The organism is Senimuribacter intestinalis (assembly GCF_943192965.1).
Taxonomy (GTDB): Bacteria; Bacillota; Clostridia; order Peptostreptococcales; family Anaerovoracaceae; genus Senimuribacter; species Senimuribacter intestinalis.
On sequence record NZ_CALPCF010000004.1, the window covers coordinates 25,512 to 50,957 of the forward strand.

The window sequence follows — 25,446 nt, forward strand, 5'->3', positions numbered from 1 at the left end:
ATGCCTCCTACTTCTTTCATGGGGTAACAAATTAAATACAGTATACCATACTTCTAAAAAATTCCTAGCAAAAGTTTTAAAAACATTCCTTCCCATGAATGCCGGGAAGCTACTGCAAAATGAATTTCGCTGCTTCCGCACCATTTATAGTAAATTAGCCTTAAATGGTGCACATACAAACGAGGCTGCCTCATTTTTCCTTGAGACAGCCTCGTAAATTTTTCTTTTTATGAAATCTGCGCCTTCAGCCTGTCGAGGTTTTCGGTAATTTCCTCAGGCAGCCATTCAAACTGACTGTAAAATTCTTCAATTCCTACGATTTCCTCTTTCCAGATCTCCTTGTCTACGCAAAGGAGTTTCTCCAGTACTTCTGGCTCAATATCCAGTTCATTGGTATCGATATCTTCTGCCTTTGGTTCATAACCAAGCGGAGTTTCCACCGCGTCAACACTTCCCTCGCAGCGGTTCAGCATCCACAAGATAACCCTCAGGTTATCACCGAACCCAGGCCACATAAACTCATCGTTTTCGTCAGTTCTGAACCAGTTTACATGGAAAATCTGCGGTGGATTGGTCATCTTTTTTCCCATGTCAATCCAGTGCTGGAAGTACTCTGCCATGTTGTATCCGCAGAACGGCAGCATTGCCATCGGATCATGACGCACTACGCCAACTTTTCCATTGGCAGCAGCGGTTGTTTCTGATGCCATAGCAGAACCGATAAATACGCCGTGGTTCCAGTCTCTTGCCTGGTAAACAAGCGGCTCAGCCTTTGCTCTTCTTCCACCGAAGATAATTGCGGAAATAGGCACGCCTTCTCCTGTTGCAAATTCATCAGCGATGGTCGGGCAGTTTGCTGCTGGCGCTGTAAATCTGGAATTTGGATGTGCGCCCTTTTCTTCGGAAGTCTTTCCGTTCCAAGGATTGCCCAGCCAATCTTCACCGTTTTCTGGAGGATTCTTGTCGAGTTTTTCCCACCATACGGTATTATCATCTAAGTTTCTCGCCACGTTAGTAAAGATGGTATTTTTATGTGTGGTTCTCAGTGCATTCGGATTGGACTTTTCGTTAGTCCCCGGCGCAACACCAAAGAAACCGTTTTCTGGATTAACTGCATACAGTCTTCCATCATCACCGATACGCAGCCATGAAATATCATCGCCAACGGTAGAAATCTTGTATCCTTTTTTCTTAAAGTAGTCAGGCGGCGTCAACATTGCCAGGTTGGTCTTTCCGCAAGCGCTTGGGAATGCGCCGCAAACATATTTCGCTTCGCCCTCTTTGTTCTCAATCTTCAGAATCAGCATATGTTCTGCCATCCAGCCTTCCTGTTTTCCAAGGTAAGAACCGATGCGCAGCGCCAGGCATTTTTTGCCAAGCAGCACGTTTCCGCCATAAGCTGAGTTGATAGACCAAATTGTATTGTCTTCAGGGAAATGTGCAATGTACTTTTCCTGTTCATTAATCTGTGCTTTGGAGTGCAGACATTTTGTGAAGTCTGCGCCTTCGTTGAGCAAATCAATTACCTTCTGATTTACATGGGTCATAATCGCCATGCTCAGTACTACATAAATAGAATCGGTCAGTTCGATACCGATCTTAGCAAATTCTGTTCCCGGTACGCCCATGGAAAACGGAATGGCATACATGGTTCTGCCTTTCATGCAGCCGTCAAAGAGTTTGCTCATCTTCGCATACATCTCTTCCGGCGCAACCCAGTTATTAGTAGGGCCAGCATCTTCTTTTCTGCTGGTGCAGATTACCGTTCTCTTTTCATCTCTTGCAACGTCTTTGGGATTAGTGCGGTAGTAGAGGCAGCCAGGCAATTTTTCCTGATTCAGCTCAATCATCTCACCGGTTGCAAGGGATAATTTTCTAATTTCATCAAGCTGTTCCTTGCTCCCGTCAATCCAGACAACCTCATCCGGTTTGGTTAATTCCGCCATTTCTTTTACCCAATCGTTTACCAATTGGTTGGTTACCATAGTCATAAAGTTTTTCTCCTTTTCTCTTTTTATAACTTAGGCCGCTTCGGCGGAAGCAGTCTATTCAATTTAGCGATACACGCTTGAATTTGTGTATACAAATTCATTCTATACCAATTATACTGGTTTGTCACGCACATATTTCTTTTTTCGGCAAAATATTTGCGGTGAATTTTTTCCACTTTACTCCATCTCCATAAATCCGCTCATCATGCAGACACCCGCCGCACCGGCTTCCACGCACAAAGGGGAATTTTCCCCATTCACGCCGCCAATGGCATAAACAGGAATCGATACGCTGGCGCAGATTTCTTTCAGGGCAGCCAGACCCCGCGGCGGCAGACCCGGCTTACAGTCCGTTTCAAAAATATGACCAAAAATGACAAAGCTTGCGCCCAGTGCTTCTGCGGTCTTTGCTTCCTGCAGACTGTGTACTGACACCCCGAATACGCCGGCTGTGCCCACCTCCTTCTCACAGAATGCAGCAAAAGACAGCTGCTGCCCATCCGGGTGCAGCTTTTCTGCAAGAGCTACTCGATTGTTGAAAAAACACGGTACGCCATGTTCTCTGCAAAGAGGCAGCACCTTCTGTGCCAGCTGCATGTATTCTGCGTCTGGCAGGTCCTTTTCTCTAAGAATCAGCGCCGCAGGCTTTGTTTCAAGTACTTTACTGATTTGGGTCAAAAAATCGCCATGTACCAAATGGCGATTTGTGATTACTATTTTTTTACACATAAATATATTCGTTGACTACCGGCTGCAGACCTTCTTTTTCAATGTCCCGATACATCTGCTCAAAACTTCTCTCATCTGCGATTTCAAACTGTTCGTCGCCGGTGTCACCTGCGTCCTTTCCGTCATATTTGCTCTCATGGTCTCCGATCCCGGTGGAAACGCCAGCGGAGACCTTTGTGGCGGCAATCTTTACAATGCCGTTGCGAAAATGTTCTTCCTCTCTCGTGGACACGGTAATTCCCACATAAGGCAGGAAGATCCGATACGCGCACAGTACCTGACAAAGCTGCCGCTCGCCCACGTCAAGCGGGTTGATTTTGTCGTTGTTTACGATAGGGCGGAGCCGCGGACAGGACAGCGAAAATTCCCCATGGGGATACTTTCTCTGCAAATAGTAAACATGTAGCGCCGATGCCAAAGCGTCTTTTCTGAAGTCAGAAAGTCCGAGAAGTGCTGACATGGCAACGCCTCGCACGCCTCCCATCAGCGCTCGCTCCTGCGCTTCAAAACGGTACGGGAACACCCGCTTATGCCCCATCAAATGCAGTGTTTCGTACTTGTCAGCGTTATAGGTCTCTTGAAAAACCGTCACATAGTCTACACCGCACTCATGAAGATAGCGGTACTCAGCCACATTGACAGGATAAATTTCAATTCCGATATTGCGGAAATATTTTCGGGCAATTTTAACCGCCTCGCCGATGTATTCCACACTGCTGACCTTGCGGCTCTCCCCGGTCAAAATCAGGATTTCCTCCATGCCGGAATCTGCGATTACCCGCATCTCCTTTTCAATCTCTTCCGGAGAAAGTTTTTTCCGCCGAATATCGTTATAACAGTTAAAACCGCAGTAAATACAGTAGTTCTCGCAATAGTTGGCGATATAAATCGGCGTAAAAAAGTACACGGTATTGCCGAAGTGTTTACCGGTTTCAATTTTGGCTTTTTCTGCCATCTGTTCCAGATACGGCTGTGCTGCTGGAGAAAGGAGTGCCTTAAAATCCTCCACCGAGCAGGTATTGGCCGCCAGCGCCCGTTTTACGTCAACCTCTGTGTAGCGTTCGCAGTCGTAGGTGTGCATCTGGCTAAGCACCTTCTCCATCACGTCAGAGTCAATCTGCTCCATGCCTTCCATATATTCCATGTGGTTGGTTCTCGCCGACGGATCTTCCTCAATCTGGTGTTTCCGCGCCAGCGCCTTTGGACTCAACTTCTCCGAGTCCACAAAAAACTGATTTTCTTTCATGGGATTTTCCTCCTAATCTCTCAAAAATCCAGTCAATGGGTCGGATGCACTGGCGCCGCGTTCCAACACTCTGCCAAGACCTGACAAATGTGCGCTTCTTCCCGCTTCGATGGCTTTTCGAAAGGCCGACGCCATGGCTGGAATATCGCCTGCCGTCGCAATGGCGGTGTTTGCCATCACTGCCGCCGCTCCCATTTCCATCACTTCGCATGCCTGGGAAGGTTTACCGATTCCCGCGTCCACAATAATCGGCAGGTCAATCTCATCAATGAGAATCTGCAGAAACTCTCTAGTTGCTAAGCCCTTGTTGGAACCGATTGGCGCCGCAAGCGGCATCACGGCAGCCGCACCGGCGCTGACTAAATCTCTTGCCGTATAGAGGTCGGGATACATGTACGGCATTACGATAAACCCTTCTTTTGCCAGAATCTCTGTCGCTTTCACCGTCTCCACATTGTCCGGCAGCAGATATTTGCTGTCCTTCATGATTTCGATTTTTACAAAATCACCGCAGCCCAATTCTCTTCCCATGCGGGCAATTCGCACCGCTTCTTCCGCAGTTCTTGCACCGCTGGTGTTTGGCAGCAGGGTCACATGTTCCGGAATAAAGTCCAGTATATTTTCGCTCTGCTTTGTGTTAGTTCTGCGCACCGCAAGGGTGATAATTTCAGCACCTGCCTGCTCCACTGCCGCATTAATCAACTCCATAGAGTACTTGCCGGAGCCCAAAATAAATCTGGAAGAAAACTCTCTTCCGCCTAAGCTCCACGTGTCTTTCTTTTCCATATTGTTCCTCCTATTCTATACCTCTTCGTCCAGAATCAATCTGATTATCATATTCGCCTGGTGCGCCGCACAGATCATGACTCGCGGCGCCATCAGTCCCCAGCCTTCGCTGATTTCCGAAATGCCGTCACCGCAAAGAAAGTAGTGCTCTGTGATTTTTCTCGTTCGAATTGCATTACTGTCGCTGTATCCCGCCATGCCGGAGCCGCCTACCAGATATTTCCCCGGTAATTCTGTCAGTACGCAGTTGGTCAGCATAGCTTTTTGTTCCGCGCTGTCAAAGGCTTCGCAGATATATGTATCTTCTGCCAGCAGCTGTGGAATGTTCTCCTCTGTCAGCTTTATAAAATCGGTAATAAACTTTGCATAAGGAGAAAATCTCCTGATTTCCTCTGCCAATGCCTCCGGCTTAGGCTGTCCCAGCTGGCTAATCGCATACTGCTGTCTGTTTAAATTTGACAAATCCACCCTATCAAAATCAATGAGATGAAGCTGCCCGATACCGCTTCGCGCCAGCGCAATGGCAATCGCAGAGCCAAGTCCTCCAAGCCCGCAAACAGCAACCTTTGCAGCCGCCAACTTATCCTGCACAGCCTTCGTATGACGAAGTTCCAGACACTTTCTGATTTCTTCTTCTGCCGGTAAAATTCCGCTCCTTTCTGCCATCAGCCACCTCCTACAAAACTTACAATTTCTATCTTATCGCCATCCGTCAGAATGGTTTCTTCATACCTCGCCTTTGGCACAATTTCTCCGTTGCGCTCCACCGCAATGCGCATGCGGGGATAATCATTTTCATCAATGTACGCCGCCAGACTTTTTCCTGCGGCGTTGACATCAATACCGTTGATTCTTACCATATCGGTCTCCTTTCTGATTTTCTTCACTTTGTACTAAGCCGTCTTAACCTAAATTCCAAAAAATCCTTTTTTATGTATAAAAGAAACGCCAAAACTTAACCAAAATTAATAAAATCGCTAAAAAATGTATAACGCACTCCTGCTTTTCATATGATGAAGCTTAAAAATCCTGCAATTTTCATTGAATTACACCGACTACAGCTTTGGTTTCCCTCTTATAGCGACAATTTTGCTAAAATTTTTATACACTTTTTTCAAAAAAGCGCTTTTTAAGTTAAGTTCGCATCTTGCTTCTAAGATAAGCCCCTCCACCTTTTCCAGACGCAACGCTTCGGGTGGGTGCCCGGATCCTCTGACAATAAAAAACCGCACGAAAGTTCACACCCGCGGTGGTGTGCCCCTTCGTGCGGCTATAGCCAACACTCTAGTTATATTTTACTGTGATTTTTATAGAAAGTCAAGAAAGAGATTTGGTGAGCGATTAAATCATTGCTGCTAAATTCATTTACACATATCACAAAATAATCCGTCATGTTTTTTTGAAATTCAGATATTCTTGCACCCCCCTCTTAAAAATCTGTATTTATTTTTCTAAACAATCCCTTTTGCGTCAACTATGGCATTGATTCCATTTTCAATCGCCTACCATAAAAGGAAATGCTGTACTTCGATTACATTAGCCTCGGTAATCCGTTCCTCCGCATAGTCGATCACATCATGCCAAAACGCTTCTTCCTCCGGTGCAAACTTTTCCGTTGGATAATCCTTTATTTGCCATTCAAAAGTCCGGTTTCGATTTTTATTATATCTGATAGAAAGAATAATGCTGTGATCCTCTTCATTTGCTATACCGCCGACCAGCTTCTTGTTCGTCCGCAAACTAAAAACTTCGCCTTTTTCGAGTTTTCCCAGTTCTTTTTCTTTTACCGTTTCTTTCCAGAATATGTCATATGCCGCAAAAGCTGACGCGAACAGGGAAACGATGATTAATACAGCAAACATAGATGTGGTGCTTTTGTTCATAGGATTCGTCCTCCTTTACCGAATCTCCGATCTTTTCATATACTTCCTGTCACATGCCTAAAAAACACACTACGAAGTATGAATTTTGTGGGAAAATTTCACCCGGTTGGGCCACTCTTTCAAATGCTCCGGCATGAATACGATATCGCTGTAGCATGCATCTATCCTATTCATTGCCTCTTTATAATTGCTTACACCGGTGACAATCATGTATCCGGTACGCTCCTCTATCCCATCATAGATACCATATCCATTTTCCACATAATCCGGCACCTCTATGCAGATTTTGCGAAGGAATCGTTTGGACAAAAGCCGTCCCGACTCATATGCGCCTAACTCATTGCAGACTTGTGCGAATTCCCACGGATTTTCCTTTTCGTAAAATCGATAGCTCAGGTCTTCTTCATAATCCGCACCAATTGACAGATTGAAAGCGACCTGCTCGTTCTGTGTCATTTTATCATTGGAAAGGCGAAAATATCCCCAGTATTCATCTTCCTTTAGGAAATTAACGTAGTAGCTTCCGTCAAGTTCAATGGAAACCTCTTCACAAAATTCCGAGTCATCCATTTTTATCATAATACCGGTCAGTTCCTTGTGTACCGGCCATGGAACATTTAAAACCAGTAGGATTACCACAATGACAATCCAGGTTACCAGCGTTCCCCTGTTCGTTTTCTTCTTCATCTCTTTGCTTTCCCTATCACACTTTTACAATTTTCTTAAGGATATCGAAAACTCTTAGCGCCTAGCCCGTTCTTCAAGACAACCGGTCAAGCCTCACTCATTTCGTCAAAAGGCTCACATCTCAGCGCATAAGTAACGTGCTCTTCGTCATACCACAATTCAAACAAATATGTATAACCCGGGCTGATGGAAAAATGCTTTGAATCCTTTGTAATACTTTTTTCCTCCGCATTTTCCGGAAAGTCACCGTTTGAAAACCTTTTTACGATGATTCGCTCAGGCTGCTTCGGATAAATTACATTCAACGCAAGGCCAGTCGTTTCTTCTAAAACTATCGTCACCTTGCGATTGCTCGTATCAACTTCTACCGACTTTTCATACCCGTCGAAATCCCAGTCACAACCGCAAAACCGATTGTCCGGAACGTTCATTTCACCATCTACTGTAGTATATATGTATTCTACAGTAGGCCATTTTTATATTCCGGCTGTCTCGGGCTGATGAAAACGAAAAAGATAAATGTGCAAAAGTAGCAGAGACCCGATACAGCGGCAAAGAAATAGACGTTTTTCTTCTTAATCCAGTTTCTCCTTCTATGATTTTCTTATATAAATCTATTTATCTCTCAGCAAAAAAACTCAAGAATTCGCTCCTGCAAGCGCTCCAAATAGCCTCCCAACATGCTGTCATCATAATTTTTCCCCTGAGCACCGTAGCATTCCCACCATTTCAGCAAATCTTCATAAAAGAGCACTTGCTTGATTAAAATGATTACAAGAACCACAAGAATTATTTTTTTCAATGTGCTTCTTTTAATCATCACTGTCTCCCTCCTCAATTAACTCATTCATAAAATAGTTCAAATTCTCAGCCTGTACCATCGCTTTTCTCTCAAAGGCATCAATGGCATCTCTTGTTTTTACAATCTGTTCCTCTATCTTTCCCTGCATTACAAAAATTGCCACAATTGTAATTATAATCAGTGCGCTCCAGATATCGAATTCCAATTCTTTTATCCCTTTACGCAAATTTTCCCTAAAGGAATTTTTTCCGTCAGCAATTTTCTTGGCGGCAAATTCGTCTTTAATACGCTCCCCCTCAACATGGAAAAATTTTTTGTTTTCTGAGTGTTCCAATTTCATGACCGCATCTCCTTGATTTTCGTTTTAAGCAATTCTTTTTAAATATATAGGGGGTTTCATTAAAACCCCCCTGTATGTTTTATTATATGTTATTTAACATCAATCTTTGCTTTTCTTATTTTTGCAATGCTCTAAGAAATAACTTTTGGTGTACTATTTCCCTTTTTAGGACTCAACTTTTCAACTCCCGAGCTGAATTCAATTCCGACATTTATACCTGAACCAGATAATGCAAACGATGGAGATACTGATAGTACCGTATGCCCATAAGCTGCATAATAATAGAAAACTTTCCTTGAAAATACATCTGAAATCAAATTAAGAGAAACTTTTCCATTTTTAGCAAATAAATTTTCTTTCGAAATTCTTAACGGAAATGTATACCCTGCACCTGCTATCCCTCCTGAAGAGGTTGGATCTTTTCTTGTACCAGTAGTGGATTTTTCATAACTACCAGTCGTCATATCATAGTACTTAATTGTACTACTACGGGAAACGATTTCCCAGTCATTCCAACTTGCTGCAACTATATCCGTTGAGGTCGACATCGGAATCCCACTCCATGTCCATTCGTATGAAAAAGTCCCTCTTGAACGTTCTGTTTCCTTGTATCGAAAGTCAGTCTTTACGACATTTAAAGACAGTGTTGCTGAGAGTCCATACAATTCTGCTTCACTTCCTTTAAATGTTCTAATCATTTTTATTTGTTCTTCATCATACCCGAGATTAGTTAGCCCTTGATCCTCCAGTTTATCCAACTTTTCAAGATGCTTGGTATAATTTTCTTTGTAATCCTTGATTTCTACAATCTCAGATTTTGTGTAGCCTAGTTTAACAAGACTAAATTCACTTTCTTTAGCCAGCTCTTTCAGCATTGCATATTCATTACAAGTAGATGTTTCCACTGTATGACCTAATTTGCCCGTTGTGTCATTCGATGTCTCCGCAAACGCTGCCGTTCCCATTCCCAAAACCAAAGACAATGCTAATATCATTCATAAAAATTTTCTGATGCCGTTCTCCTTTCGATTCCTAATCAAAGTCTCTCAAGTCTTGCTTTTTCATCAAATTTATCGTATAATTTTTCCATAGAGTTTTCCTAAATAACTTAAATTGGGCTCCTAATCCATCTTGCTATTTTAGAAAACTCTTTTTCTTTGCAGGTTTTCATCTGCCTATCCGCTTCCCTGAAGATTTCTCAATTTTCCCGCCTACTTTCGCTAGATTTCTCTATTTCCCAATACCCTCATTCTTCCTTATGAGGTCTTCGTCAAATTCCAGGAATGTCCCACCTTGACCTGTTTATCGGTCTTGTTCTGCGCCAGGTATTTAACACTGGTATTCATCTTGTATTTGGCGGTTGTCATACCTGCTTTGCAAGTGAAATTGCAGTACATGCTGACTGAGGAACCTACGCTTCTCGCTGTGCTGGTGGTGACAACCGGCGTTCCTGCATTAACAATATAACCCACTGGTGCATCTTTCACATCCTTGCCAAAGTTCTCATCAATCCCATTTGCAGACAATATATAATGATTTTCTAATCCCAAAGTAACACTAGCTCCTCCAACTGTCACCGTCGCCTTTCCTGTAAAGTAGCGATTTCCATAGTCTTTCCACATCTCATTGCTGCCTGATGTCGCAAGAGGCATGACAGACGGGATTCCCACTGCGAGTTCACTTTGGTCTCTCAATTCTACAGTCAACGTGCAGTCATCGCCCATATCATACGCTTTCACCGCATATAAACTTCCATCGCTCATCGGGCACATCGCCATGTCCAGGTTTTCATCACCAAGCACATTCGCTGCTTCATCCAGCTTTTCAGACAAAAGTTCCTCCGCTTCCTGCTTTGAAATGGAAACACTTCCTGCAGCGTCCTGTTCTCCACTCGTATTACCTACGGGGACGGATACTGCAAATGCCGGCATAATTGCTATTGTCATAATTAATGATAATCCTAATATTGCGCATAATAATTTCTTTTTCATCTTTTGCCTTTCTTTCAATTTTGTTTTTTATTCTGTGTTTCTTTATGTCTCAAGTATAAAATCATGTCAACAAAATTGCAAGAACTTTCGGATAACTGGTCATTTTTTCGGTCAACTGGTCAAATTTTCCAGATTATGTCAAAATTTTAAGGCAATCAGGTGGTTTTCCCAATTGCCTTTCGTCCTTTTCTATTCTTTCTTTTTTCCTCGAATCAGAATATTTGCCGTAACATATCCCTCTTCCTCTAAATTCCATTCAACCATTCCACCACTTTTCCGCGCGGCGTCTGCCATATTTCTGGTTCCAATCCCATGATTCCTTTTATCGTCCTTAGTCGTTGCAAGTCCGTCTCCCTGCCGCTGCGGTTTCTGCAGCGTGCTGTTGCGAATGGAAATCGTAACAAAGTTTTCTCTATTCTCAACCTTTACAGAGATTTCTCCCTCCTTGCAAAGGCTTGCCGCTTCAAAAGCATTCTGCAGCCCATTGGTAAGAATGACACACAAATCCACCTCAGGGATATGCAGATGCTCCGGGAACTTTCCTTCCACGCTGATTTTCATCTTCTGTTTCCTGCAGGCATCCCCATATCTGTTCAGAATCGCATCACAGACTAAATGATTGGTTAAAAAGAAAGATTCACTCTTTATCTTTTCTCCGGCAATCTGCTCCAGATAAACCCGAACTCTGTCCATATCCGTTCCCTCAGCAATTTGCTGCAGCGTTGTAATCTGTTTGATGTAATCATGCCTGAACTTACGCAGCTCCTCATCCATCAGGCTCTGCCTGCTATACTGCTCCGTCTGCTCGGCGAGGCATTTCTGATTCAGTAAAAGCAGACGCTTCATCTCTCTCCGCTGAGACTGCATGCAGCAGGTGAGAATAAAAATAAAAAGGACTAAGACTCCTAAAAATCCGTCTCTAATTAAATTTTTTCCTTGAACAATTTCAGCAATATTTCCGGTAGTACTTGTGCTAAAAGACCAGCCAGTATTATTTATTCCCCAAATACAAACAAAAAAAAGGAACAAACATCCACACATTCAAAAGCTCCATATGCGTGAAAATTCCTTCCTTCTTTCTCCTTAATATCAAGCTCAGCACACAGAGAGCCACCAGACACTCTGCAAGACCCAGATAATAACAAAGAGGTAGCTCAACTTTAATGACATCACCTTTGACTGCTACAATCCAGATTCCCATATTCAGCCTATACATGACCCAAACCATCTGCATCATACAGATTCCCGCTGCCAGATTGATTTTCCACTTGCCATGAAAGAAAAACGGCATCGCCGCTGCCGGAAACAGTATACTGCGCCAGATTAAATAAGTATAATCTTCCGGCAAGATAAACAGCATAGCACAGCGAACAAACAGAATCACCAAACCTACACAAAGAAACCGATTCTCTTCTCTAAACTCATAGCCAAGAACGCCTTTAAACAAAAGTAGTAAAGCTAATACTTCCAGTAGCTGTGCAAGTGGTGTCATACCGTTTCCTCCTATTCTTTATGCAAATTTAGAAAACCGCAAGTTATACTGCCGCAATTTCTCAAAGCAGTCCTTTTTTCGCCTTCTGCTGACTTTCAGCTTTTGCCCGTCACGCAGTACAAAGATATCGTCATATGCATCCACAATATGCTTGCAGTTTACCAGATGAGATGTATCCACTCGAACAAAATACAAATCTTCCAGTTCTTTTTCCCATGCAGAAAGACTTTTTACAGATAAAGGCGTTTTTTCGCCGTCTGCCAGAAGCGCTTTCGTATATCTCTGCTCCGTATAAAACATAATAATCTTCTCGCTATGCTCATACAGCACAGGAGAAAGTTCCAGCATCCTGCCAGCTAAAAGCAGCCGTACAGCCAAATCCATCTTTAGCTCAAAACTTTCCCATACCAAAGGCTTTGCTAAAAATCCAATCACATTAGTTCCAAAAGCATCCACGATGTTTTCCTGATAGCTGGTTGCAAAAATAATCAACGGCCGCTCCCTTCCCATCAACTGATCCTTTACAGCAGTACCTTTCTTCTTTGGCATTTCCACATCTAAAATCAAAAGATCATATTCATGCTTGATGGGGTGTTCTGGATCCTGCGTACATACAATCTCCGCCTGTACATTTCTCTCTGCAAAAAATGTCTGGCAAGCTGCTTTCAGCAACTCAAGTTCTTCTGCTAAATCATCACAAATACATACTTTCATTGTAATTCCCCTTAATCATAATGATTCTTAATGAAATTATACCATAAAAATATGTATATGAATATGTTAATTCACCCTAATTCTAGCATAACGTCAAGCGCCTTACAAACATTTTCGGATAACTGGTCGTTTTTTCGGATAACTGGTCAAAAATGGGATATTATTCCAGCCTCCTGCGTCTTTTCCAAAAATAGGTCAAATTGACCTATTTTTTGTATGGTAATTTGTCATAATATTTCTTAGAAAGGAGGTTAACTTGCAATGAGTCGACTTAAACAGTTAAGAAAAAACAAAGATTTGACACAGCTCCAAGTGCAACTCAAGACCGGTATCGATCAGTCCAATTATTCTAAGATGGAATCAGGTAAACGCAAGCCAACTTCCGACCAGGCAGAGCTCTTATCCCATCTTTTTGAGACCAGTGTCGACTATATTTACGGATTCACCGATGACCCGACCCCATATCCGAAACCAAAGAAAAAGGACTAATGGTTGCGTTGTCACAATCAGAATTAAAAAGTTTAGGCGGTCATATATGACCTCCTCTGTTTTTTGCCCTTATATTAATCCCGCCATATAAATCGGAAGATATGTGATTCCATCCTCATACAGCAAATCCTTTGTGTACAGGATATATTTATCCTGCACTTTTAAGTCATACTTTTTCAGCAAATAATCAAAAGATTTATGTTGCTTATATCCTGATGATTTTACTTCTATGGGAACAATTTTTCTCTTTCTCACTGTCAGGAAATCAATCTCATACTTACTTTCCTTTGCTGCATCTGCCCCTTGATACTTAAACTCATGAAAATACAGCGCACTACCACTTACACGCAACATCTGCGCTACCATATTTTCCATAATCATACCCTGGTTGATTCCCAGCTTATCGAATATCAGCGATTTATACAGGTTCTCATCAGAGGTATCACCTGTCCTCATAATTTGAGTCACCAGCAGCCCAGTATCCCCCATGTAGAGTTTGAAGTTTCCCCTATCTGCATACAGTTCCAACGCAACCTCCGGTGCCGTTACATTAATACATACATTACCCATCATAGACTCCGCAACAAAATCAATTGCGTCCACATAACGCTCATATCTTGCTTTCTTATCTAAAATAGATAACTTGAAATGAGAATTATGATTCGAAAGCTGCTCCGGTATCGTTTTAAAAACAACGGAGGCCCTTTCCTTGTGATTGGTATCATGCTTTTTTAAATCATCTTCATATAAATCCAAGATATTTCTTTTTACAAAATCAATTTCTTCATAAGTTCTGCCATTTACAAACGCGCTTACTGCCTGTGGCATGCCTCCTACCGCCATATAAGTCCTGAATTTCTGCATAACTTGCCTGTGAATATCCCCACCCAAAGCTTTTTTTCTTTCAAAAGCTTCTTTCACAACAGAGAATGTAATTTCATCGCCCGTCGACCATAAAAATTCTTCAAAATCCATCGGATACATTTTCAGTTTATACTCCTCCGATGGAATCAAAATATCTTTTACATTCTCCTTAATCGAAATCAATGACCCCGTTTCAATGTAATCATACCTTCCATCTGCAACCAGGTACTTGATTGCCTGTCTTGCTAATGGAAAAAGCTGCACTTCATCGAAAATGATTACGGATTGCTTCGGTTTCAAAGATTTCCCTTTTAAGAGAAATAGATTTCTAAAAAAAGTATCCAAATCGCCTATATTTTCTTCAAAGTTCCTTAAAATCTCTTTCTTCTCTTTTGCGAAATCGAGTAGAATATAGTCTTCGTATTCACTGCGTGCAAAAGTTTCAGTAATGGTACTCTTTCCAATTCGACGCGCTCCCTCTATTAGAAGTGCACTCTCGCTACCGGACAGTTCTTTCCATTCCATCATTTTCTCGTAAATTTTCCGTTTAAAGACCATCTCATTCCTCCTCTTTTCCTACATAATATCACTTTTGTACGAAAATCGCAAATCTTTTTATCATAAAATGTACGAAAATCAAAAATATTTTTAAATTCCACCCTGATTTCTCCCTCTCATACCTCTTTCGAAAGCTTAACTACTCCTTCATAATTCACATCATATAGCCCAAACGGAGCTGTCCGCACAGACAACTCCGTTTTATATTCTTACCTTCTATGCACTTTTCAATCAAAATTTACGCCCGGTACATTTCCTTTCCCCTGACGTAAACTCGTTTTGGCTTCGCCTGCAGATCAAGCGGGTGTTTATCCCAAATGACAACATCGCCATCAAGACCGGCAGCCAGTCTGCCTTTTCGCTCTGCAATTCCCAATATATCGGCAGGATTGCAGGTGATACAGCGAAGGGCATCTGCCTCAGACAGTCCATTTCTCATATACATGGCGGCAAGCCAGTTGAGAGATTCCTGCGGCGTCACATTGTGATCCGTAGTCACTGCAACCTTAACCCCTGCATTGACTAAAACCGCTGCAGTATCAAAGGACTTGTTTCTAAGCTCATATTTAGATTTGGAACCAAAGGTCGGTCCTACGATGGCAGGATAGCCTGATTTTGCAATATGCTCTGCAATCAGGTGCCCGTCAGTGCAGTGATCTAAAGTCGCACGAACTCCAAACTCCTTGCAGATTCGAATTGCCGTACAGATATCATCAGAGCGGTGGCAGTGAGCTTTGATTGGAATTTCACCATCGATGACCCGAACCATTGCTTCCATGCCCAGGTCAATCTTAAAGTGATCACCCTTTTTCAATGCCTCTTCTTTTTCCGCCTTATAGTCAACAGCGTCCTGCAGACATTCCCGCAGCATAAATGCCACTGAAGCCCTGGTGTTAGGCTGCTTTCCTCTGCGTCCAAAATCTCTCGGATTTTCCCCAAAGGCACACTTCATACCCGCATCGGAAACCAAAACCATGTCATCAACAATCAAAGAACCGTTATTTTCTACGATAACCGCAGTCCCTGCTACAACACCGCCGCTGCCAAAGCCTGTGCACATGGTTGTAACGCCGCCGGTCAAGGCTTCTGCAAAAGCCACATCGCCCGGAAAAAGTGCATCAATAGAACGCATTTCCGGCGTTACCGGTTCGTTTTCGCAGATATCATCGCCTTCCCACTGGATACCTTCTTCATACATACCGATATGGGAGTGGGCTTCGATGAGTCCCGGCGTCACAAAACAGCCGGCGGCGTCGATGATTTCCTCATCGACGCCACCTGTGATATTTGCACCGATTTCAGCGATTTTCTCACCTTCTAATCGAATATCCAGCTGTTCAAAAATGCCAGGTTCATCTAAAAACAATTTAGCATTTTTAATAATCATCATTTACTCCTCATATAGCACGCAGGCAACCTGATGCTCAGATCCTACATTTGTCAGTTCCAGATTTCTGCCCGTACACTTTTCCGTCGCATAAGGACAGCGAGTCGCAAACCGGCAGCCCGGCTTCGGATCAATCGGGCTTGTGATTTCACCCTTAATCAGCTCTCTCGGCTTTCCTCTGTAAGCCAGATCCGGAATCGGAATGGCAGACAGAAGCGCCTTGGTGTACGGATGCTTCGGATCATCAAAGAGTTCCTGCGACGGTGCGTATTCAACAACCTGCCCCAGATACATCACTGCAATATGGGTGGAAATGTGGCGTACGACCGAAAGGTCATGGGTGATGAACATGTAAGTCAGTCCCATGGAATCCTGCAAATCCATCATCAGATTGAGAACCTGTGCCTGAATGGATACATCCAGTGCAGATACCGGCTCATCACAGACGATAAAGCTCGGGTTCAGCGCCAGGGCTCTTGCTACACCAATGCGCTGACGACGGCCGCCGTCCAGCTCATGAGGATAGCTGTTTGCAAGTCTTCTTGCAAGTCCTACTGTATCCATCAGCTCCAGAATTCTCTGATCCTTTGCCGCCTTATCCTTGTAAATATGATTTACCTTCAGCGGTTCCTCGATAATCTGGCTGACTGACATTCTCGGATTCAGGCTGGCATAAGGGTCCTGGAAGATAATCTGCATTTCAGAACGCATTTTCTTCATGTCAGAAGCGCCCAGCTTCTGAATATCTTTTCCTTCGTAAAGGACGCTGCCCGATGTTGCCGGAAGCAGTCTCAATATGGTTCTTCCCAAGGTACTCTTTCCGCAGCCGGATTCTCCTACTACGCCCAGAGTATGCCCCCGCTCAATGCTGATATTGACATCATCTACTGCATGAAGCATGCCGGAACCGGTCTTAAAATATTTCTTTAAATGTTTCGTTTCAATCAGTGGTGTTCCCATGTTTAAATCTCACCTGCCTTTAATTTTTCGTAAAGGTGGCATCTGATAGAATGACTTCCTTCAGTGAACACCTCCGGCGCCTTGCTCTTACAGATTTCCTCGCAATGTTTGCATCTTGGATGGAACTTGCAGCCGCCAGGCAGATCCATCGGGTCTGGCATCAGACCGTCTACCGGTTTTAAGCGGTTTGAGCTTCCCTGCAGACTCGGCAGAGATCCGAAGAGTCCCTTGGTATAAGGGTGGTGCGGTTTTTCAAAATCAAAGATATCATATACGCTGCCGATTTCGATGATTTCTCCTGCATACATGATGGCTACATTGTCGCACATCTGACATACGATGCCCAGATCGTGGGTAATCATAATCATGGAAGTGTTCAACTCTTCCTTCAGGTTACTCATCATATCCAGCACCTGATTCTGTACGGTTACGTCAAGGGCTGTGGTCGGTTCATCTGCAAGGAGCAGCATCGGATCGCACACCAGCGCCATGGCGATGACAACGCGCTGTTTCATACCGCCGGAAAACTGGTGCGGATATTCATATTTTCTGTCTTCTGTGATGCCAACTAGCTTCAATACTTCGTCTACACGGACTTCTACCTGTTCATCGGAAAGCTCCGGGTGATGGGTTTCGATGGCTTCGGCGATCTGGTCACCTACGGTCAGTACCGGATTCAGCGAGGTCATCGGGTCCTGGAAAATCATACTGATATGGCTTCCTCTGATATCACGCATTTCATCTTCTGAATACTGTACCAGGTCTTTTCCTTCAAACTCGATTTTTCCTCTGCTGATGTTGCCTACTTTCTGCGGCAGCAGCTTCAGGATGGAAAGGGCTGTCGTTGTTTTTCCCGCGCCGGTTTCCCCTACCAGTCCAAAGGTTTCCCCTCTCTTAATCTGGAATGAAATTCCATTGACGGCATAGGCGGTTCCATCGCTGGTATCATACTGTACGTGTAAATCCTCAACGTTCAGGAGGATGTCGTTGTTCTTGTTTTCCATGTTTTCCATACTGTCTCCTCCTTAGTCTTTCAGGGTCGGGTCAATCGCATCGCGCAGTGCATCGCCCAAAAGGTTCAATGCCAGTACGGTTACTACAATTGCGATACCCGGGAATATTACCTGATGAGGGAAATAACGAATCTGTGCCTGCGCTTCACTGAGCATTGCGCCCCATTCCGGTGCAGGTGGCATAACACCAAGTCCCAGATAGCTCAGTCCGGAGGCCGCGATGATTACATATCCTACGCCCAGGGTCGCCTGTACAATCAGTGCTGCCAGGGTATTTGGGAAGATGTGCTGTGCCATAATGTGTATGCTGCTTCCACCGACTGCCACAGAGGCTTCTACGAATTCGTTGTCTCTGATGGAAAGTACGGAAGAGCGGATGATTCTCGCATAGCCCGGTATATCTCCAAGGGCGATGGCGATGATCAGGTTTGCGAAGTTCGGTCCCAGTGCGGACACTACTGCGATTGCCATCAGCGTGGACGGAATGGCAATGAATACGTCGGTTAAACGCATGATGATGTTGTCGGTTTTTCCGCCGAAGTATCCTGCGATACAGCCCAGAATACTGCCTACTGAAAGGCTGATAATGGTGGCTGAAAATCCGATAAACAGGGAATATCTGGCTCCGTATACGATACGGTTAAAGATATCTCGTCCCAGGTCATCTGTTCCAAACAGATGCGCCAGGGAAGGTGTCTGCAGTTTGTTTGGGATATCCTGGTTGATGACCTGTGTCTCGTAATCCAGGAAAATCATTCCATAAAGACACATCAGTACGATGATGGCAAGCATCACAAGGCCTATGATGGTCTTGTTGTTTCTGATAAATCTTCTGCCTACGTCCTGCCAGAAGCTGCGGCTTTCCTGCACTTCCAGCGCCAGTTCCAGGTTTTTAGCTTTGCGGTTGAACATTACTAGTCTCCTTTCTTCTGGTCTTCTTTCTCGTCTTATTCTTAAATCCGTACTGCGCTTTGATTCTAGGGTCAATGAACGCATAGGATATGTCTACGATCAAGGTGATGACGCTGAACAGAAGGGACATGAACAGGACGCATCCCATGACCAGCGGCACGTCTTTGGAACGAACGGAAAGCAGGGTCAGTGTTCCGACGCCGCTCATGCCGAATACGGTTTCTGTGATGACTGAGCCGCCCAGTGCCCATCCAAAGTTTACGCCCATTGTCGTTACAACTGGAAGCAGTGCGTTTCTGATTGCGTGTTTCCAGATGATTTTGTTTTCTTTTACGCCTTTTGCTCTTGCGGTTCTCATGTAGTCTGAACGCAGGGTTTCCAGCATGCTGGATCGTGTCATTCTCATGATCTGTGCTACCGATAAAAGCGCTACGGTAAATGCCGGCAGGATAAAGCAGGCGAAGGAATCTGAACCTGTTGCCGGAAGCAAGTTTAGCCCTACCGCAAAGGCAAGCATCAAAAGCATGCCCAGCCAGAAGGACGGCATGGCTGTAAAGATCAGCGCGACTATGGTAAACACGTTATCTGCTATGGAATTTTTCTTGATTGCTATGTATACCCCCAGGGGTATGGATATGACTGATGTCAGAAAAATATCCAGCACTGCAAGCAGCAGTGTGGTTGGGAATCGCTCTGCAATTTCGCTGACTACGCTGCCTCCTGTTCTGTAGGAGGTTCCCATATCGCCCTGTACCAGGTCAATCATATAGTTGACGTATTTTACTGGAAGTGGGTCGTTATATCCCAGTTCGTCATTGAGCTTGTCTATGGCTTCCTGCGTGGCTCGCTCTCCCAGTATCAGTCTCGCCGGGTTTCCCGGTGTCAGCGAGATGATGGTAAAGATGATGATCGAGATACCTATCAGTACCGGTATCATCATTACCAGTCTCTTTAAGATATATTTATACATAAGTTCACTCCGTAAAATACAAGATGCCGGACCGCATCCTGCCGAAGGGTCCGGCGTTTCTTCTTCTAGTTTGATTTACTTGTCTTTTTTATTTCCATGCGTAGTCGTATACGTAGTAGAATCCGCATGGAGGAATATCAACGCCTGTCAGGTTGGAGTTGTGTGCTGCAGCGTCTACTCTCCAGTAAAGCGGAACGTAAGGTGCTGCGGTCTGATAAATTTCTTCCAGTTCTGCGTAGATAGCGGCTCTCTTATCAGGATCGCTTTCTACACGACCGTCTGCCAGAAGCTTATCAGTCTCTGCATCACCGAATCCAGTATAGTTACCAGACATATCGTCTTTCTTATACAGAGAATAGTAACCAACATCTGGGTCCATAACAACGTAGGACCAGCCCATAATCATCATTTCGTAATCCAGATTTTCAAGATCGTCCCAGAACTTACCGGTTTCGATGATATTGATTGTTAAGTCGATACCAATCTGAGCCAGGTCGGATTTGATAATCTGTGCGTGGGTGCTGCGGTTTTCAGGAATACTCATGGAAATCTTGAATCCATTTTCGTATCCTGCTTCCTTCATCAGCTTCTTCGCTTCTTCAACATCGTAAGGCAGCGGATTGAAATCCGGATCATAGCCTAAAACGCCTTCAGCGATGAAAGTGTTGGTCGGAGTTCCGTAACCGTTCAGTGCGCCATCAATCATATTCTGCTTGTTGATACATTTTGCGATAGCCTGACGAACTCTTACGTCGCTCAGTTCTTTTACGTTAGTGTTCATACCGATAAAGTAGAACGCAGTGGACGGTTTCTGCAGTAATGTGATACCGTCTTTTTCTTCCAGTGCCTTAATGTCAGCCTCTGAAACATTGAGAGACAGGTCGATTTCGCCGCTTTCCAGTGCCATTGTTGCAGTGCTGGAGTTCGGGATAATCTTATAAGTTAAATTCTTAATGCTAGGTTCACCCTGATAGTATCCGTCATATGCTTCGAATTCAATCTTGTCACCCTGTGCCCAGTTCTTGAACTTATAAGGACCGGAACCAATCGGGCTCTTGGACATATCTACTTCGCCGCCTTCTTTATAGAAGTCCTCTTTTACAACCTGAGAATAAGTTGTACAAAGTGCCAGGAACGGTGCATATGCGTACTGCAGTGTAACTTCTACTGTCTTTTCATCCACGACTTTAACGGAATCGATAAAGTTCATGTACGGTCCGGTGTAGGAGGATTCTGCAGCAGCTTCCAGTGAATATTTTACATCTTCTGCTGTAATTGGATCTCCATTGTGGAAAGTTGCGTCCGTTCTGATTGTGAACGTATACACCAATCCATCATCGGAAACTTTCCATTCTTCTGCCAGCGCAGGAACGATTTCACCATCGTTAGTCATACGAACCAGCGGTTCATATACGTTAGACAGAATGGACATTGTCAATGTATCATTGATACGGAGCGGGTCAAGTGCTACAGCGTCCGCATCAATACCGATGGTCAGAGAATCTTTTGCTTCTCCGCCGCCACCATTATCGCCGCCACCGCAGCTTGCTGTCGTGAAGAGAAGGGCTGCAACCATCAGTACAGCAATTAATTTCTTCATTTTCATAATACTGTCTTCCTTTCATTTTTCTTTAGCCATTTAAAGTAATGTGAGACTATTTTAACATTTTTTTGTATTAAAATCAATTCACTACTTCTCCTGACCTCACAAAAGTACTATTTTCCCTATGTATTTTCCCATTTTACCAAAATATTTTATTCAGTTTTGGTCATATTTTGTGGTATAATAACCTCACGGCGCAAATAAAATCAAAGATTTTGACGCCTGAGAGAACATTGAATCATGGCTTGCGACTCTATATTTAGAGGTTTCGCCATGATATAATAAATCAAGAATCAATTGGGAGGTAGACTAATGAAAGAAAAAGAACAGCAAAAGTTAATTATGGCTGTATTAAACGGAGATGACTATGAGGACACCATTCATGATTTAACACAGAACGGATTTTTCGTCACTGTACTTAACTCTTCCGGTGGTTTTTTTCGCAAAAAGAATGTAACAATTATGATTGGTACTGACGAGTCTAAGTGTGCAGAAGTTTTAGAAATACTCAAGGTTAACGCCGGTGTGCGTGAAAAGACCACCTATCAAAACGTGACTGCGCCAGGATGCGAACAGATGAGTCTGGTTCCGCCAATTCCTATCAAAAAACCTGCTGGCGGCATAACCGTATTCATCATGGATTTATGCAGTATTGAGAAATTCTAAATTTCAACATGTATCTTCGATTGATAAGCACACACTTTTAAGAAGTCCGACTTCCCCAACGTGTCCTTTTCAATCGAAAATACCAGTAAATTAAGAGAGGTGATTTCCATGGCACTTTTGCAAAGGCAGACCTTTGATATTCCCATTACCGAGATCGAAGGTCTTGACGACATGTTTTTCAAACTCATCGAGATGAAGAAAGAAAAAGCGCTGAAACGTTTTTCTGCCCAGTACGAAGAAACCCGGCAGCGGATTTTCGACTCGGTTACTGTAAGGGGCATATGTGAGTCCTTTGCCGTTGATACTATTTCTGGGGAGAATATCCGCCTCGTTGATGGCACGACTATCCGCAGCGAAATGCTGTCTCATCTTTTTTCCGGTGCAGAGGAAATTGAATTTGCAGCCATCACCGTTCTTGGCTACGATGAACTGGCTGAAAGCGAAAGTGATAATCTGAAACAGCTTTTCTATGACGGCTGGGGTTCTGCCATAGCAGACTGCGGTCACACTTGGCTCCGAAACAAAATAAAGAATCAGCTTTCCGACACCGGCGCAAGCGTTTCGTTTCCGTGGAGTCCAGGGCAGCACGAAGTGGATATCAAACTTCAGCGGGAGCTTTTCGCGCTCCTAAAGCCTGAAGACATCGGCATTACACTGACTCCAAGCCTTATGATGCACCCGCAAAAATCGGTCAGCAGCTTTATCGGTATTGGACGCGATGTAGAGGAATCACTCCGTGCCTGCGATTTCTGTAGACTACGAGAAACTTGTCCAACGGCATATGCGTAAAATAGGTAACACTAATGGAATACAAACAAATCGAGGCTTTTTTAGCCATAGTTGAGCAAAAAAATATCACCAAAGCGGCCGAGAGTCTCTTTGTCTCTCAGTCCGCACTCAGTTATCGCCTAAAATCTCTGGAAGCTGAGCTTGACACAATCCTCATAGTACGAAGAAAAGGTATTTCCAACATTTCTCTAACTTTACGCGGCGAAGAATTCCTTCCCATTGCGAGAGAATGGATGCAGGTGAGCGACAAAATAAAAGCGTTTCGTAGCAGTGCAGAAAAACTACAGCTACGCATTGCCGCCCCGTCCAGCGTAAATACCGTTTTTTCACCGATATACAATCTTATCGCTGAAAACGAACCGCAAATACTCCTTTCAGTAAGTACCTGTAATTCTAATGAAATTCCGGAGCTCATTTCACACAGAGACGCCGATGTTGGTCTGGGATATTTTTGCGCCGCCAGCGAATACAAGCAGCTACTTACTGACGAGGTCGATACATTCCCTATGGTCATCATCGAGCGAACAAGCGCCCCTAGAGAAACAGATGTCATCGATCCTGCGGTGCTGTCTGCTCAAAAGGCTATTCTAATTAAAGGGGTTTCCTTTGACAATCCCGTTGCTGGCGATTTTTACCGTAAATATTTCGGCGATGATATGCCGTATTACATGCTGGTGGATTCGCCAACGATGATTACAAATGCTATGCCTATTGGTGGGTGGTGTATGATTCCCAGAGCCAGCATGGAAATCTTCGATAACCTACCGGATTATCATATTTATTCCATTAAAGAGCCTGCGCCCCAAATGCCCTGCTATATTACCGTGCATCAGGCACTGCCAAAGCAGGTTTTAGATTTAATTAAAAAATATTTTTATTAGCAAAAACAACGGACGCTCAGCGAAAACACTAAAAGCGTCCGTTATTTATTATCTCTTGCGATTTTTTCAAAACCAGTGTTCTACTGTTTCCAGAAAAATATCAACTTCTGATTCTTCTTCACCTCTTCACACAGAAGTAAGCGCCTGCATTGTCTAAATAAATGTATCTTTCCCTCATTACTTTGTCTTCTCATCAAACCGTCTTCCAATACCGGTTAAAATACTAAAGAAGAACAACACCAGCAGAAACATACTGTGGAAGCTGTATGGAACGACATCTATAAAGGAGAAATCCTCCGGTACTACACCCTGTGAAAAATTCAGACACAGCAGCATGCAGCTTCCATATGGCAGGATACCCGAGATACCACAAGCAGTTCCGTCCAAAATATTTGCACCTCTGGTTTTTTCAATATTGAAAGACTTTGCAACCTTGCGAACAAGAGGCCCACAGAAGATAATAGCCGGAGAACTTCCTCCTGCAGCCGCTGTAGTTACAGCAGTCATCAGCATTCCCGCAAATTCGCCGGAGCGTGCCGTTTTACAGAGCTTCAACAGGGCATTCATCAGTCTGTCAAAGGCGCCGCTGGCATTAAGTATTTCCAAAATCTGAAATAGTAAAAGAATATATAACAGCATTCCCATCATTCCTGTAAGACCTGCTCCAATCGGTCCTTCATTATCAAGGAGCGTACCTAGCGGAATGCAGCCAAGAATCAAAACGAGAATGCTTCCCACCAGATTACAGATAATCAGAGTCCCCACTAAATCCAGTCCCAGCTTCATTAGAACAATCATTAAAATCGGCAAAATCAGCATAGCCAGTGATTTCATATTAGCCACCTCTGCACCAATCTGAATTGTTGCACCACTATCCATGCGCAGTCCAAAGATAATGAACAGAACTGCAGATAATCCGCCTGCAATCAGTGAATAAGGCAGCCTTGTTCTTACTACAGCTGTCACCTCTGCTTCCTGTGTAAGTGCAGAGCCGATGGTTGTATCAGAAATCGGAGCCAGATTATCACCAAAGATTGCACCTGCAATAATTGCGCCGCATACCAGACCAACATTACAGCCCAGCTCTGCCGCAAGAGGAATCATCAGCGGGGCTACTGTAGTTACAGAACCAGATGAGGTACCGCATGAGGTTGAAATAATTGCACAGATAATAAATGCAACAAAAGGCAGGAAAGCAATACTCATATTCAGCTCTCCCATCACATATATCAGTGCATTAATGAGTCCGCTCTGGCGCAGCAGCTGCCCCATAACACCTGCCATTAAAAATGCTACAATCAAAATTGACAGCATCGGATTTTTTAGTCCTGCAAAAGAGATTTCCCCAAATGCCTTCTTATCTTTTGCCAGTAAAAATCCCACTATTAGTGCAATAAATGTAATAATTGCAAATCTCGTCATTCCTCCGCCACCAATAATAGTACCGACAATCATGCCTGCAATCATAATAATGACAGGAATCCATGGTCCAAATGCCCCGCCGTAAAATTCAGCGGTTCCATTATTCTTTTTTACAGTGTCCATTTTTTGGACCTCCTTATTTTTAATTGTATCCAGAGCTCTTTCATACGCCCATTATAATTGGTTTGCATGGACAAGTAAAATTCGAATTCTTTCTATTAAATACAAAATCTTTTTCTATTTAATAGTAAAACCTTTCATTGGACAATTC

The 25,446-nt window shown here is 43.7% G+C and carries 28 protein-coding genes; 4 read left to right on the top strand and 24 right to left on the bottom strand.

Going from position 1 to position 25,446, the window contains the following annotated elements; all coding sequences use genetic code 11:
• Positions 1–227: 227 nt before the first annotated feature.
• The 16 genes from NFR88_RS04940 to NFR88_RS05015 form a co-directional block, all read right to left on the bottom strand.
• Positions 228–2,018: a phosphoenolpyruvate carboxykinase (GTP) gene (locus NFR88_RS04940; RefSeq protein ID WP_285813816.1), complete on the bottom strand. Its 1,791-nt coding sequence runs from the start codon at positions 2,016–2,018 to the stop codon at positions 228–230.
• 150 nt (positions 2,019–2,168) lie between these two features.
• Positions 2,169–2,720 (bottom strand): thiamine phosphate synthase, encoded by a 552-nt coding sequence (locus NFR88_RS04945; protein WP_251613938.1) that lies wholly within the window; start codon positions 2,718–2,720, stop codon positions 2,169–2,171.
• Entirely contained in the window at positions 2,713–3,966 is a 1,254-nt protein-coding gene (gene thiH, locus NFR88_RS04950) for a 2-iminoacetate synthase ThiH (protein WP_251613940.1), read from the bottom strand. The genes NFR88_RS04945 and thiH overlap by 8 nt, the downstream gene beginning before the upstream one ends.
• A 12-nt stretch (positions 3,967–3,978) precedes the next feature.
• Positions 3,979–4,752 carry a thiazole synthase gene (locus tag NFR88_RS04955; RefSeq protein ID WP_160200931.1) on the bottom strand — a complete coding sequence of 258 codons (774 nt, stop codon included), beginning with the start codon at positions 4,750–4,752 and terminating at the stop codon, positions 3,979–3,981.
• Between the two features lie 15 nt (positions 4,753–4,767).
• Positions 4,768–5,418: a thiamine biosynthesis protein ThiF gene (gene thiF, locus NFR88_RS04960; protein WP_251613942.1), complete on the bottom strand. Its 651-nt coding sequence runs from the start codon at positions 5,416–5,418 to the stop codon at positions 4,768–4,770.
• On the bottom strand, positions 5,418–5,612 hold the full coding sequence (gene thiS, locus NFR88_RS04965) for a sulfur carrier protein ThiS (RefSeq protein WP_251613944.1): 195 nt from the start codon (positions 5,610–5,612) through the stop codon (positions 5,418–5,420). Before thiS ends, thiF begins: the two co-directional genes overlap by 1 nt.
• A gap of 642 nt (positions 5,613–6,254) precedes the next feature.
• On the bottom strand, positions 6,255–6,635 hold the full coding sequence (locus NFR88_RS04970) for a hypothetical protein (protein ID WP_251613946.1): 381 nt from the start codon (positions 6,633–6,635) through the stop codon (positions 6,255–6,257).
• Between the two features lie 69 nt (positions 6,636–6,704).
• Positions 6,705–7,322: a hypothetical protein gene (locus NFR88_RS04975; RefSeq protein WP_160200935.1), complete on the bottom strand. Its 618-nt coding sequence runs from the start codon at positions 7,320–7,322 to the stop codon at positions 6,705–6,707.
• 86 nt (positions 7,323–7,408) lie between these two features.
• Positions 7,409–7,753 (bottom strand): hypothetical protein, encoded by a 345-nt coding sequence (locus NFR88_RS04980; RefSeq protein ID WP_160200936.1) that lies wholly within the window; start codon positions 7,751–7,753, stop codon positions 7,409–7,411.
• A gap of 194 nt (positions 7,754–7,947) precedes the next feature.
• Positions 7,948–8,142 (bottom strand): hypothetical protein, encoded by a 195-nt coding sequence (locus NFR88_RS04985; protein WP_160200937.1) that lies wholly within the window; start codon positions 8,140–8,142, stop codon positions 7,948–7,950.
• The gene (locus NFR88_RS04990) at positions 8,135–8,464 is read right to left on the bottom strand and encodes a hypothetical protein (RefSeq protein WP_251613949.1); all 330 of its coding nucleotides are present in this window, start codon (positions 8,462–8,464) and stop codon (positions 8,135–8,137) included. Before NFR88_RS04990 ends, NFR88_RS04985 begins: the two co-directional genes overlap by 8 nt.
• Before the next feature lie 131 nt (positions 8,465–8,595).
• Entirely contained in the window at positions 8,596–9,459 is an 864-nt protein-coding gene (locus NFR88_RS04995) for a hypothetical protein (protein WP_207709509.1), read from the bottom strand.
• Positions 9,460–9,720: 261 nt separating this feature from the next.
• Positions 9,721–10,455, bottom strand: a complete 735-nt coding sequence (locus tag NFR88_RS05000; protein WP_251613952.1) for a hypothetical protein — start codon at positions 10,453–10,455, stop codon at positions 9,721–9,723.
• A 189-nt stretch (positions 10,456–10,644) separates the two neighbouring features.
• Complete coding sequence (locus tag NFR88_RS05005; protein WP_251613955.1) at positions 10,645–11,322, bottom strand: sensor histidine kinase; 678 nt, start codon at positions 11,320–11,322, stop codon at positions 10,645–10,647.
• 124 nt (positions 11,323–11,446) lie between these two features.
• Entirely contained in the window at positions 11,447–11,947 is a 501-nt protein-coding gene (locus NFR88_RS05010; RefSeq protein ID WP_251613959.1) for a hypothetical protein, read from the bottom strand.
• 18 nt (positions 11,948–11,965) lie between these two features.
• Positions 11,966–12,661: a LytR/AlgR family response regulator transcription factor gene (locus NFR88_RS05015; RefSeq protein ID WP_251613962.1), complete on the bottom strand. Its 696-nt coding sequence runs from the start codon at positions 12,659–12,661 to the stop codon at positions 11,966–11,968.
• Between the two features lie 261 nt (positions 12,662–12,922).
• On the opposite strand from NFR88_RS05015, the gene NFR88_RS05020 reads away from it, so the two are divergent.
• Positions 12,923–13,150: a helix-turn-helix domain-containing protein gene (locus tag NFR88_RS05020; RefSeq protein WP_161909354.1), complete on the top strand. Its 228-nt coding sequence runs from the start codon at positions 12,923–12,925 to the stop codon at positions 13,148–13,150.
• Positions 13,151–13,219: 69 nt separating this feature from the next.
• On the opposite strand, the gene NFR88_RS05025 is transcribed toward NFR88_RS05020, so the two are convergent.
• The 7 genes from NFR88_RS05025 to NFR88_RS05055 all read right to left on the bottom strand — a co-directional run bounded on the left by NFR88_RS05025 (position 13,220) and on the right by NFR88_RS05055 (position 21,414).
• Positions 13,220–14,572, bottom strand: coding sequence for an ATP-binding protein (locus tag NFR88_RS05025; RefSeq protein WP_160200944.1), 1,353 nt, complete (start codon positions 14,570–14,572; stop codon positions 13,220–13,222).
• Between the two features lie 238 nt (positions 14,573–14,810).
• Positions 14,811–15,962: an amidohydrolase gene (locus tag NFR88_RS05030; RefSeq protein ID WP_251613965.1), complete on the bottom strand. Its 1,152-nt coding sequence runs from the start codon at positions 15,960–15,962 to the stop codon at positions 14,811–14,813.
• The gene (locus tag NFR88_RS05035; protein ID WP_160200946.1) at positions 15,963–16,919 is read right to left on the bottom strand and encodes an ABC transporter ATP-binding protein; all 957 of its coding nucleotides are present in this window, start codon (positions 16,917–16,919) and stop codon (positions 15,963–15,965) included. It lies immediately after the preceding gene.
• A gap of 2 nt (positions 16,920–16,921) precedes the next feature.
• A complete protein-coding gene (locus NFR88_RS05040; protein ID WP_347560956.1) occupies positions 16,922–17,932 on the bottom strand; it encodes an ABC transporter ATP-binding protein in 1,011 nt (336 codons plus the stop codon).
• 12 nt (positions 17,933–17,944) lie between these two features.
• The gene (locus NFR88_RS05045; protein ID WP_160200947.1) at positions 17,945–18,844 is read right to left on the bottom strand and encodes an ABC transporter permease; all 900 of its coding nucleotides are present in this window, start codon (positions 18,842–18,844) and stop codon (positions 17,945–17,947) included.
• Entirely contained in the window at positions 18,825–19,814 is a 990-nt protein-coding gene (locus NFR88_RS05050) for an ABC transporter permease (RefSeq protein WP_160200948.1), read from the bottom strand. The genes NFR88_RS05045 and NFR88_RS05050 overlap by 20 nt, the downstream gene beginning before the upstream one ends.
• Positions 19,815–19,902: 88 nt before the next feature.
• The gene (locus NFR88_RS05055; RefSeq protein WP_251613968.1) at positions 19,903–21,414 is read right to left on the bottom strand and encodes an ABC transporter substrate-binding protein; all 1,512 of its coding nucleotides are present in this window, start codon (positions 21,412–21,414) and stop codon (positions 19,903–19,905) included.
• 315 nt (positions 21,415–21,729) lie between these two features.
• Here NFR88_RS05055 and NFR88_RS05060 point away from each other — a divergent pair, with 315 nt between their 5' ends.
• The 3 genes from NFR88_RS05060 to NFR88_RS05070 all read left to right on the top strand — a co-directional run bounded on the left by NFR88_RS05060 (position 21,730) and on the right by NFR88_RS05070 (position 23,753).
• Positions 21,730–22,083, top strand: coding sequence for a cyclic-di-AMP receptor (locus NFR88_RS05060; RefSeq protein WP_161908744.1), 354 nt, complete (start codon positions 21,730–21,732; stop codon positions 22,081–22,083).
• A gap of 108 nt (positions 22,084–22,191) precedes the next feature.
• Positions 22,192–22,872 (top strand): vitamin B12 dependent-methionine synthase activation domain-containing protein, encoded by a 681-nt coding sequence (locus NFR88_RS05065; protein ID WP_251613971.1) that lies wholly within the window; start codon positions 22,192–22,194, stop codon positions 22,870–22,872.
• Positions 22,873–22,886: 14 nt separating this feature from the next.
• Positions 22,887–23,753: a LysR family transcriptional regulator gene (locus NFR88_RS05070; RefSeq protein WP_161908746.1), complete on the top strand. Its 867-nt coding sequence runs from the start codon at positions 22,887–22,889 to the stop codon at positions 23,751–23,753.
• Between the two features lie 177 nt (positions 23,754–23,930).
• Here NFR88_RS05070 and NFR88_RS05075 read toward each other — a convergent pair whose 3' ends face one another.
• Positions 23,931–25,298, bottom strand: coding sequence for a Na+/H+ antiporter NhaC family protein (locus NFR88_RS05075; RefSeq protein WP_251613974.1), 1,368 nt, complete (start codon positions 25,296–25,298; stop codon positions 23,931–23,933).
• Between the last annotated feature and the right edge of the window lie 148 nt (positions 25,299–25,446).